Annotated in this window: 9 protein-coding genes; 7 read left to right on the top strand and 2 right to left on the bottom strand. The window is 71.0% G+C overall.

What is annotated here, in order from left to right:
- Positions 1 to 795 (top strand): SDR family NAD(P)-dependent oxidoreductase, encoded by a 795-nt coding sequence (locus OG504_RS07330; protein ID WP_405988999.1) that lies wholly within the window; start codon positions 1 to 3, stop codon positions 793 to 795.
- A 9-nt stretch (positions 796 to 804) separates the two neighbouring features.
- On the opposite strand, the gene OG504_RS07325 is transcribed toward OG504_RS07330, so the two are convergent.
- Positions 805 to 3,501 (bottom strand): ABC transporter permease subunit, encoded by a 2,697-nt coding sequence (locus tag OG504_RS07325; protein ID WP_405988998.1) that lies wholly within the window; start codon positions 3,499 to 3,501, stop codon positions 805 to 807.
- 142 nt (positions 3,502 to 3,643) lie between these two features.
- On the opposite strand from OG504_RS07325, the gene OG504_RS07320 reads away from it, so the two are divergent.
- The 4 genes from OG504_RS07320 (at position 3,644) to OG504_RS07305 (ending at position 8,397) form a co-directional block, all read left to right on the top strand.
- Positions 3,644 to 4,879, top strand: coding sequence for an ABC transporter substrate-binding protein (locus tag OG504_RS07320; RefSeq protein ID WP_405988997.1), 1,236 nt, complete (start codon positions 3,644 to 3,646; stop codon positions 4,877 to 4,879).
- 75 nt (positions 4,880 to 4,954) lie between these two features.
- Positions 4,955 to 5,659, top strand: a complete 705-nt coding sequence (locus tag OG504_RS07315; protein WP_405988996.1) for an ABC transporter ATP-binding protein — start codon at positions 4,955 to 4,957, stop codon at positions 5,657 to 5,659.
- An 18-nt stretch (positions 5,660 to 5,677) separates the two neighbouring features.
- On the top strand, positions 5,678 to 7,021 hold the full coding sequence (locus tag OG504_RS07310; RefSeq protein WP_405988995.1) for a hypothetical protein: 1,344 nt from the start codon (positions 5,678 to 5,680) through the stop codon (positions 7,019 to 7,021).
- A complete protein-coding gene (locus OG504_RS07305) occupies positions 7,018 to 8,397 on the top strand; it encodes an acyl-CoA reductase (RefSeq protein ID WP_405988994.1) in 1,380 nt (459 codons plus the stop codon). Before OG504_RS07310 ends, OG504_RS07305 begins: the two co-directional genes overlap by 4 nt.
- A 105-nt stretch (positions 8,398 to 8,502) precedes the next feature.
- Here the strand turns inward: OG504_RS07305 and OG504_RS07300 are convergent, their stop codons facing one another.
- Positions 8,503 to 9,327: an alpha/beta fold hydrolase gene (locus OG504_RS07300; RefSeq protein ID WP_405988993.1), complete on the bottom strand. Its 825-nt coding sequence runs from the start codon at positions 9,325 to 9,327 to the stop codon at positions 8,503 to 8,505.
- Positions 9,328 to 9,410: 83 nt separating this feature from the next.
- Here OG504_RS07300 and OG504_RS07295 point away from each other — a divergent pair, with 83 nt between their 5' ends.
- Together OG504_RS07295 and OG504_RS07290 are read left to right on the top strand one after the other, a co-directional pair.
- Entirely contained in the window at positions 9,411 to 10,121 is a 711-nt protein-coding gene (locus OG504_RS07295) for a transcriptional regulator (protein WP_405988992.1), read from the top strand.
- On the top strand, positions 10,118 to 11,098 hold the full coding sequence (locus tag OG504_RS07290; protein ID WP_405988991.1) for a pyridoxal-phosphate dependent enzyme: 981 nt from the start codon (positions 10,118 to 10,120) through the stop codon (positions 11,096 to 11,098). Before OG504_RS07295 ends, OG504_RS07290 begins: the two co-directional genes overlap by 4 nt.
- The last annotated feature ends 76 nt before the right edge of the window (positions 11,099 to 11,174 follow it).

Raw genomic sequence — 11,174 nt, 5'->3', positions numbered from 1 at the left:
ATGGGACGACTCGACGACAAGATCGCGATCGTGACCGGAGCCGCGTCCGGCATCGGCGCCGCCACCGCCCGCCGCGTGGCGGCCGAGGGCGCCCACACGGTCGTGGCCGATCTGAACCTCGACGGAGCCAAGGCGGTCACGGAGGAGATCCGGGCCGCCGGCGGATCCGCCACGGCCGTTCCGGTCGACCTGGGCGACATCGACTCCGTACGGGCCATGGTAGCCACGGCAGTTGAGACCTACGGCGGCCTCGACGTCCTGCACAACAACGCGGCCGCCACCCATCTGGCGGCCCGGAAGGACCTCGCCGTCCTGGAGGCCGACCCGGCGGTCTGGGACGACACCATGCGGATCAACCTGCGCGGCACCATGGTCGCGATCCAGGCCGCGGTCCCGCACATGGTCGCCCGCGGCGCCGGTTCGATCATCAACACCTCGTCCGGCGCCGGTCTCGCGGGCGACCTGCGCAACCCCGCGTACGGCGCCTCGAAGGCCGCTCTCATCAACCTCACGCAGTACGTCGCCACCCAGTACGGCAAGCAGGGTGTGCGCTGCAACGCCATCGCCCCGGGGTTCATCGTCACACCGGCCAGCGCCGGTTCGGCGCACGGGGCGATCCGGGAGAAGATGCTGCGTCATCACCTCACCCCGCGCCTCGGGCGGCCCGAGGACGTCGCGTCGGCGGTCGTGTTCCTCGCCTCCGACGAGTCCGCCTTCATCACCGGGCACACCCTGCGCGTGGACGGCGGTCTGCTCTCCCACCAGCCGTACGTGGCGGACCTGCGCGACGCCTGAATCCGGCAGTCAGGTCAGGGTCTCCGGCTCCAGGTCGCCCAGGTAGGCCGCCCGGACCGCCGGATCGCGGCGCACCTCGTCCGGGGTGCCGGCGCAGATCCGGCGGCCGAAGTCGAGGACGACGACCTGGTCGCACACGCTCATCACCATGTCGACGTCGTGCTCGACGAGCAGCACCCCCATGCCCCAGTCCTCGGCGAGCCGCCGCACCAGCTGGGCCAACTCCCGTGTCTCGTCGTCGGACAGCCCCGCCGCCGGTTCGTCCAGCAGCAGCACCGACGGCGAGGTCGCCACCGCCCGCGCGATCGCCAGCAACCGCCGCTCGCCGTACGACAGGTCTCCCACCGGTCGGTCCAGGCTGTCCTGCAGCCCGGACTCCCGTACGGCGACGAGCACTTGGGTGGGCAGCGGGCGGCTGCCGGGGCGGACCAGGTCGGTGAGCCAGGTCCAGCGGCCCGGTCGCTCGCAGGCGGCGTAGAGGTTGTCGAGGACCGTCATGTCCTCGAAGAGCTCCAGTGACTGGAAGGACCGGCTCAACCCCGCCCCGGCCCGCCGGTGCACCGGCACCCGGGTCACGTCCCGGTCGCCGAGGCGGACACTGCCGGACGCGGCCCGGGTGAACCCGGTGACGGCGTCGATGGCGGAGGTCTTGCCGGCACCGTTGGGGCCGATGAGACCCACCACCCGGCCCGGTTCGACGTCCAGCGAGAGCCCGTCGACGGCGACGACACCGCCGTAGCGGACGGTGAGGTCGCGTACGTGCAGGGGGAGGGGTGCGGCGCGGGGGACGTCCGGCAGCGGAGCCGTCTCCTCCTCGGGCGTGACGGCGGCGCGCTGCGGGCGCAGCTTTCGCTCAAGTCCCCTCGCCTGCCTGCCGAGTTCCCTCCCGATGCCGTCCTGGTTGCCCACCAGGGTCAGCACCAGGATGATCCCGCCGATCAGCGGCATCCACTCGCTCAAGCCGGGCACCACCAGGTCCCCGAACCGGGCGCCCACCGTACCCGCGGCGAACGTGGCGCCGAACAGCGGGCCGACGAGGAAGCCGACACCGCCGATGACGGCGAGCCCGAGCGCGGTGACGGAGTCGAAGCTCGCGAAGTCGGAGAACACCACCGAGGTCGAGCGGAAGCCGGTGAGCACTCCGGCGAGCGCGGCGATGGCCGAGGACAGACCGAAGGCGTAGAGCTTGGCCGCGCGGACATCGATACCGAGGGCGGCGGCGGCCCGTTCGTTGGCCCGTACCGCGATCAGCCGGCGGCCGGTCCTGCTGCGCCGGACGTTGGCGACCACGAGCGTGGCGGCGACGAACAGGACCAGCACCACGGCGGCGTAGCGCTGGGGATGGTCGACGCCGGAGATGCTGATGCCGAAGAGCGTCTGCTTGCCCACCGCGATGCCGTCGCTGCCGGGTGTCGTCGACAGGTCGGTGTTCTGGAAGACCATCGCCTCCAGGGTGGTGCCGAGCCCGAGCGTGATGATCGCGAGATTGACCCCGCGGGTACGCACGGCCGGCAGAGCGAACAGCAGGCCGATCGGGACGGTGCCCAACACGCCCGCCAGCAGGGCGAGTTCGAAGGGCCAGCCCCAGTCCGCCGCCGCGTGCCCGGCGATGAAGGCACCGGTCCCGGCGAGGGCGTAGGCCGCGAGCGACACCTGTCCCGCGTAACCGGTGACCACGATGATCGACAGAATGATCAGCGAGAGCACCAGGGTGCTGGTGATCGCGTCGGCCCACAGCGGCGTGGACAGGCTCACCAGCACCAGTCCGATCACGACGGCCAGCGCGAGGGGGACGGGACGCACCCTGCCGGTCCCCAGTGCCGGGAGGCGGTCGAGGAACGTGCCGCGCAACGGCAGCGCCCGGCCACGGGCGACCAGCACCAGGGCGATGAAGAGGAACGGCACCGACGACGCGAGGCCGGTGACACCCGAGCCGAAGCGTGTGAGTTCGGACTGTGCGACCCCGATGACCAGACCGCCCGCCAGGGTGATCGGGAACGACGAGAACCTGCCGACCAGGGCGGCGGCCAGCGCGCTCAGCAGCAGCGTGGTCAGCCCGGTCACCGACAGGCCGATCACCGGCACGATCAGGATGGCCGTGAGCCCCGCGAGCGCGGAGCCCAGTGCCCAGTTGCCGGCGGCGATGAGATCGGGGGACCAGCCGAGCGAGGCGGCGATGCTCTCGTTCTCCGCGACCGCTGTGGTGCCCAGCCCGAACAGGGTGCGCTTGTAGAGGAGATGGAGGACCGCGGTGACGGCGATCGCGATGCCGAGCAGCCACACGCGATCCTCGGAGACCGTCGCCCCGGCGATCGTCAGCAGCCGGGTGGGCAGCTTGCCCGGCACCAACTGCAGGCTGTCGCCGTAGCGTTTGACGGCGATCGCGGTGAGCACGATGAACACCGCGAGGGTGCCGACCAGTCGGGCCAGGGTGGACGCCCTGCGCAGCGGACGGATCACCAGCAGGTGGGTGAGCACGCCCAGTGCGGCGGAGGTGAGCACGCCGCACGCGGTGGCGGGCCAGTACGGCACACCGTGGTTGACGGCGAGCTCCCACTGGACGTAGGCGCCGGCCATCCCGATCGCGCCGTGCGCGAAGTTCAGGACGCCGGAGCCCCGGTAGACCAGCACGATGCCGTGCGCGGTGAGCGCGTAGAGGGCGCCGAGCCCCAGGCCGAGCAGGGCGAAACGCAGGACGTCGTCCATCCGAGGAACCTCCCAGACACGGGACGAGACAGTGCATTCATTTAAATAATTGTGCCGAGAGTACTTCACTAACCCAAAAATGCGCCCCATGCTGTTCGGCATCTCGACGTCGCCCACTTTGGGCGCGAGCCCCGGAGGGACCATGAACGACTCACGCCGACGCAGAACAGCCGCAGCGAGCGCTCTCGCGGTGACCGGAGCCCTGCTCGCCGCAGGGTGCGGGGGAGAGGCGGCAAGCAGTTCGGCCGAGACCTCCTCGCTCAAGGGCACCCCGGTCAAGGTGATGGTCTGGGCGCCGGAGAACACCCAGGGCAGCGCCCAGCCGGGTATCCACCTCACCGCCACGGCCTACGAGAAGTGGATCAACGCCAACGGCGGGATCAAGGGAGGGCCCCTGAAGGTCGAGTTCTGCAACGAGAAGGGCGACCCCGACGAGGCCGAGAAGTGCGCCCAGCAGGCCGTCGCCGACAAGGTGGCCGCGGTCGTCGGCTCCTACAGCCTCGCCGGGGACCGCTACATGCCCATCCTCCAGAAGGCCGGCATCCCGTACATCGGCGGCACCGGCGTCTCCGCGGCGGAGTTCTCCAACCCGCTGTCCTTCCCGGTCAACGGCGGCACCCCGGTGGTGTTCGCCGCCCATGGCCGCCAGCTGGTGGAGCAGGGCTGCAAGAAGATCACCGGCGTACGGTACGACGTGGCCGCCGCGGCCGTCGTCTCGCAGTTCCTCACCCTGGGCGTGACCTCCGCCGGAGGGGCGGCGCCCAAGGACCTCAAGGTGCCGCTCACTGCCACCGACCTCGCCCCGCAGGTCGCCGCGACCAAGGGCAGCGACTGCGTGAGCGTCATCCTGGGCACCGCCTCGGACCTGTTCGTGAAGTCGTACGTCCAGTCCGGCGACAAGACCAAGCTCGCCAGCGTCGTCGGCAACCTCACCCCGCAACTGGCCGCGAGCACCGGCGGCAGCGGCAGCCCGCTGGAGGGCGCCGCGATCACCGGCTACTATCCGCCGACCTCCGACGCCGTCTGGAAGGACTTCGTGACGGCGGCCAAGGGCAAGGACATCGACACCACCAACGGAGCCAACGCGACGACCTGGGTGGCCTTCAAGGTCTTCACCGAGGCCGCCAAGAAGCTGCCGACCATCTCCGCCAAGGCGCTGGTGCAGGAGCTGAACACCACCTCCGGCATCGACACCGGAGGCCTGACCCCACCCCTGAACTGGAAGGCGTCGACGGCCCTGCCGATCAAGGGACTCGACCGCATCCACAACACGACCGCCACCGAACTCACCATCCGCGACGGGAAGATCGAGTGGGCCAGGGCCGGGTCGACCTTCGTCGATGTCCGCAAGGTGCTGACGGCCACGTCGCACGGCTGAGCCCGCTTCGGTCCGGCCGGCCGCCGTTTCCGGTCGGCTTCGGTTTCCGGCCGACTCCGGTTGAGGAGAGACCTCGTGCACGACACAGATGTGCCCCTGATAGCGACCCGCGCCCTGTCCGCCGGATACGGCAGCCGACCCGTCGTGAGCGACCTCGACCTGGAGGTCCGGCCGGGCGAGGTCGTCGCCCTGCTCGGCCCCAACGGCGCGGGCAAGACCACCACCCTCAGAGCGCTGTCCGGCGACCTGACCCCGATGAGCGGCGAGATCCGCTGGCTGGGCACCCCCGGCCACGCACCCCTGCACCGCCGCGCCCGCGAGGGCCTCGCCTACGTCGGCGAACGCGCGGTCTTCTCCCGCCTCGACACCACCGACAACCTTCGGGTCGGACGCGTGCCGCCCGACCGGGCCGTCGCGCTCTTCCCCGAACTGGAGAAACGCCTGAAGACCGGCGCGGGCATGCTGTCCGGCGGCGAGCAGCAGATGCTGTCGCTGGCGCGCGCCCTGTGCCGTACGCCCCGGCTCCTCCTGGCCGACGAACTCTCCCTGGGCCTCGCCCCGTTGGTCGTCGACCGACTTCTGCGCGCCGTCCGCGACGCGGCCGACCAGGGCCTGGGCGCACTGCTGGTCGAACAGCACGTGCGCAAGGTGCTCGACATCGCCGACCGCGTCTACGTCCTGCGCCGGGGCCATGTCGTCATGGCCGGCACCCCGAAGGAACTGCGTGGGGACCTCGACGCCATCGAGTCCTCCTATCTCGCCAGGAACCCGTCCTCATGACTGATGGAGGTGGTTGCCGTGCCCAGCGCACGTGAGCAGATCCGGGCCCTCGTCCGGTCCGGTGACACATTCGACCAACCCGCCCGGGAGCTGCGGGAGTTGCAGCTCGACGCGGCGCGCGAGGCCTTCGCCGCGCACCGCGAGCGCATCCCGCTGCTGCGCACCCGTGCGGAGGAGAGCGGCGTCCACGGGATCGAGAGTCCCGACGACCTCGTCCCCCTGCTGTTCTCCCACACCAGCTACAAGTCGTACCCGCTCTCCCTCATCACCGGCGGCCGGTGGGACCGGCTCCTGCGCTGGTACACGACGGTGTCGGTGGTCGAGCCGGGAGACGTCGACGTCGAGGGCGTGACCGACATCGACGAGTGGACCGACCGCGTCACCGCCGCCGGCCACCGCCCGTACATCACCAGCGGCACCTCGGGAAAGGTCTCCTTCCTCAACTGCGACGCCGGCGACCTGAGTTTCCTGCACGACATCCTGGAGAACCTCACCTGCTGGCCCGACCCGCTGCCGCCCGAACAGACCCGCCGCGGCTACCTCCTCGCACCGGCGAGCGGTCCGATGCGCTCCATCGACGGCTACCGCTGGCACGCGGACGTCTTCGCACGCCCCGGCGAGACCCGGCTGCTCACCGAAGACCCCATGCGGGTCTCGGAGTTGATGAGCAGCGCCCTGCTGCGCCGCCGGATGGCGGAGGGCACCGCGACCCCGCAGGAGATCAGCTCCTTCGAGGCCGCGTCCGGTGCCCGCGAGGAGGAACTCGGAGCGGCCGTCGCGCAGATCGTCGACGACATCGCCGGACACCGGACCGAGCCGCTGCTGATCGCCGGGATGAACAACCAGCAGTTCACCTTGATCCAGGCACTGCGGGCCCAGGGCGTACCCGACGGGAGCCTCCATCCGGACACGCTCGTCCTCAGCGGCGGCGGCAACAAGAACGGGGTCCTGCCCGACGACTACCAGCAGCAGTTCGCCGCCTTCTACGACGGCGTACGGCGCGTGCGCAGCTACGGCATGACGGAACTCCAGGGCTCCTGCCTGGCCTGCGAGTCGGGCAACTACCACGTGCCGCCGTGGGTGATCCCGCTGGTCCTGGACGAGCCGGGCGAGAAGCTGCTCAACACCGAACAGGGCGTGGTGGAGGGCCGGTTCGCCTTCCTGGACGTATCGCTGGAGGGCCGCTGGGGCGGGCTGATCAGCGGAGACCGGGTCCTCGTCGACTTCTCGTCCTGCGACTGCGGCCGTACGGGACCGACCGTCCTGCCGGACATCCGGCGCTACGGCGACCTGGGCGGCGAGGACAAGATCACCTGTGCCGCGACACTCGACTCCTATGTGCGGGGGATGATCCACGGATGAGTACCACGACCGACACCGAGGTCGTGCACGTGGTGCGCGGCGAGGTCGACCACGGCTCACCCGTCGCGTACGGCCGCGCCGGTGTCGCCTTCACCGCACCGGCACTCGACCTGGACCGCCTCGTCTGGTCGCGCACCGAACCCGGCCCCGCCTTCCACGTGCCCGTCGCGGAGATCGTCGACCTCCTCGTGGAGACCGGGGAGGCCCTCAAGGCGGACCGCGAGGGCCTGCTCGCCGAGGCCCTCGACCGCATGATCCCGGTCAGCCCGCTGCCCGCGGAGATCCTCGAACGCGCCTACGCCCTTCTGTGGCGCAGCTTCCAACGGCCCGGCCTGTACGCCCAGATCGACCACGAACTCGGCGGAGCGGACGTCCTCGACGGCTGGCGTGAGGTACGCCTGCCCGACAACCGGACCGCGGCCACCCGCGCGTTCCCGCCGCGCCTGGTGCACATCATCGCCGGCAACGCCCCCGGCGTCGCCGCGATGTCCGTCGTGCGCGGCGCCCTCACCAAGGGCGTCAACCTGCTGAAACTGCCCTCGAACGACCTGTTCACCGCGACCGCGATCCTGCGCACGATGGCGGCGGTGGCCCCCGGCCACCCCGTGGTGCGCTCATTCTCCGCGGTGTACTGGCGCGGCGGCGACGAGGCTGTGGAGAGCGTGCTGTTCCGCCCGCAGTTCTTCGACAAACTGGTCGCCTGGGGCGGCGAGTCCACGATCCGCGGCGCACTGCGCTACGTCGGCCCGGGCTTCGAACTGGTCTCCTTCGACCCCAAGACCTCCATCTCGCTGATCGGCCGGGAGGCGTTCGAGTCCCCCGAGTCCCTTGCCCGGGCTGCCGACGCGGGCGCCGCCGACGCCACGTTCTTCAACCAACAGGCCTGCGTGGCCAGCCGCTTCCAGTTCGTCGAGGGCACCTGGGCGGACGCCGACCGCTACGCCGCCTTGCTGTGCGAACGCCTCGGCGTGGCAAGGGAGTTCAGCTCGGCCGACGGCCCGCGGGTCACCGCGGAACTCCGCGAGGAGATCGACGTGCTGCGCTCCATGACGCCCGACTACCGGGTGTGGGGCGGCTACGACGGCCGGGGCCTGGTGATCCGCTCGCCCGAACCGGTCGACTTCCACCCCGACGGAAAGATCGTCGACGTCGTCCCGGTCGCCGAGTTGAGGGAAGCGGTCACGTACGCCGGAGTCGCCACGCAGACGGTCGGCGTATATCCGGACACCCGCAAGGCGGAACTGCGCGATGCCCTCGCCTGCGCCGGCGTACAGCGCGTGGTGTCCCTCGGCAAGGCGGGTGGGATGCCACCGGGCCTGTCCCACGACGGCTTCTATCCGCTGCAACGCCTCATGCGTTGGGTCAACGACGAGTGACAGTGCCTGCGGCGTGAACCGTGGGTTTGGGCTACGACGGCGATCCGCTGCCGGCGCCGGAACTGCCGCCGGTGGGATTGAAGGCGCGGGGGCGCGTGCGCTGACCTACAGGGGAGGCGGACAGCCGGTCCGCCTCAGTGTCTGTCCGATGTGGTGGGCCAGGGCGTGCGGGTCCTGCGCGTGGGCGAGATGGCCCTGGCCCGCCATGGTGACGACGCGGGCGTGGGGCAGGGCCGTCGCGAACTCGGCGAATGCCTCGCCGTAGGGGGCGGTGCCTTCGTTCAGGGCGCCGAGCAGCAGCGTGACCGGCAGGTCGAGGGCGGCGAACGCCCGCAGGTCGGTGACGTGGTCGTCGAGCGCCGTCAGTTCCCGGGCCAGCGGTGCGGCCAGCGGGCGGAGGGTCTGCCAGGCGGGGCTTCGGCGCAGTTGTGCCACGTCTTCCCCGGAGAAGCCGGACACGTCCAGGTTCACGATCTCCACGGCGCGGTCCAGGTCGTCGGCCTCGGCGGCTTCCCGGAGAGCGTCGAGCGCTCCGCGGCCGAAGGGGCGTACGACAGGTTCGTAGAGGGTGAGGGAGCGGACCGTGCCGGTATGCCGCGCCGTCGCCTCCAGTGCGACGAGCCCGCCGAAGCTCCAGCCGAACAGGTCCACCCCCTGCTCGGCGCCCTCGGAGGTGACGATCTCGGTGAGGACGTGGTCCAGGTCGTCGATCTCGGTGTGCATCGAGTAGTCAGCACCGAGCGCACCGCTGGGTGCGCGTCCGCGCCGGTTCAGTACGTAGACCGGTCCGGGAACGTCCAGCGCGGCCACCACCGGCTGCCAGGCGGCGGCGTCCGCCATGACCCCCGGCACGATCAGCAACGGTCTGCCCGAACCGTCGCGCCGGGTGAGAGCGAGCCGGACGCCCTCGCGGTCCACGTTCCTCAGCATGTGTGGGTACCTCTGGCTACGGATAGACGGGTTTGGACTGTGGGTATAGTAGCTGGACGTACAGTCTGACGGGAGGGGTGGGGATGGCGGACGGCAACCCGGCCCCGGACGCCGAACGCGACGCGATCATCGCCGCGTTGGTGCCCGTGGTCGACGGGATCGCGGCGACGTTCGGTCCGGTGTGCGAGGTGGTGCTGCACGACTACCGGCGCCCGGAGCAGTCGGTGGTCGCCGTGACCGGAGCCCTGACCGGGCGGTCGGTGGGCGGGGCGATGAGCGAGATCGGGCTGCGGATGCTGGCGCGCGGCGACGAGGCCGTCGACGAGCTGAACTACCTCACCCGCACCAAGGGCGGCCACCGGCTCAAGTCGTCCACGATGGTTCTACGGGACTCCACGGGCGCGGTGTTCGGCGCGCTCTGCGTCAACGTCGATGTGACCGCCGTACAGCAGGCGCAGGCGTTGCTGGCCGGGATCGGCGGGGGCGGGGCGGCCGAGACGCCGACCACCACCTTCGGCAACGACATCGACTCCGTCGTCGAGGCCATCGTCGACGCCCATCAGCTACGGCGGGGCAGGACCTGGGTCCAGCTCGACCGCGCGCAGCGGCTGGAGCTGTTCCGCAGCCTCGACGAGCACGGGGTGTTCGCCGTGCGCCGGGCCATCGAGCAGCTTGCCGCCCGGCTCGGTATTTCCCGGGCCTCCGCCTACAGCTACCTCTCGCAGGCCCGCGCGGTGACGGGCACACGGCCCGATCCCGCCGCTGATTCCGCTTCCACTGGAGGACACGCGTGACGACCGGCACCCCGCCCATCACCCTCGACGACGTCCTCGGCGCCGCCGCACAGATCAAGGGCGTCGCGCACCGCACCCCGGTGCTGCGTTCGCGCACCCTCGATCAACTCGTCGGCGCCGAGGTGTACTTGAAGTGCGAGAACTTCCAGCGGATCGGCGCCTTCAAGTTCCGCGGCGCCTACAACGCGGCCTCCCGGCTGACGTCCGAGCAACTCGCGTGCGGTATCGCCGCCTACTCGTCCGGCAACCACGCCCAGGCCGTCGCCCTCGCCGCCCGCGAGCTCGGCACCACCGCGGTGATCCTCATGCCCGAGGACGTCCCGGCCTCGAAGCGGGCGGCCACCGAGGGATACGGCGCCGAGGTCGTCACGTACGACCGTTACAGCGGCGACCGGGTCGCCATCGGCGAGGCCCTGGCCGCCGAGCGGGGGCTCTCCCTCATCCCGCCCTACGAGCATCCGCACGTCATGGCGGGGCAGGGCACGGCTGCGCTCGAACTCGTCGAGGAAGTGGGGGAGTTGGATGCCGTGGTGGTGCCCGTGGGCGGCGGCGGGCTGATCGCCGGGACGGCCACCGCCGTCAAGGGGCTGCACCCGCGCACCCGCGTGATCGGCGTCGAACCGGAGGCCGGGGACGACACCAAGCGGTCCCTGGAGGCCGGCCGGCGCGTCTCCATCCCGGTCCCCCGCACCATCGCCGACGGGCAAGCGGCCGATACGCCCGGCGAGTTGACCTTCTCCGTGAACCAACGGCTGGTCGACGAGATCGCGTTGGTCGGCGACGAGGAGATCAAGGACGCGATGCGGTTCGCCTTCGAGCGGCTGAAGATCGTCGTCGAACCCAGCGGTGCCACCCCGCTGGCCGCACTCCTCGCCGGGCGCGAGGGCCAACTGCCGGGCCGGGTGGGGATGATCGTCTCGGGCGGCAACATCGACAGCGAGCGGTTCGCGAGGTTGTGCGCGGGCGGCTCGTCATGACTCCGTCCCGCATCTGAGGGTTCCCCGAATGGCGCTCTCGGGCGGACAGGAAGACGATGGAGTGGTGGGGCGCGGC

It is taken from the genome of Streptomyces sp. NBC_00986, from assembly GCF_045162565.1.
In the GTDB taxonomy this organism is placed as follows: Bacteria; Actinomycetota; Actinomycetes; order Streptomycetales; family Streptomycetaceae; genus Streptomyces.
The sequence above is the reverse complement of the archived record's forward strand: the minus strand, read 5'-3'. Positions and strand labels throughout refer to the sequence as shown.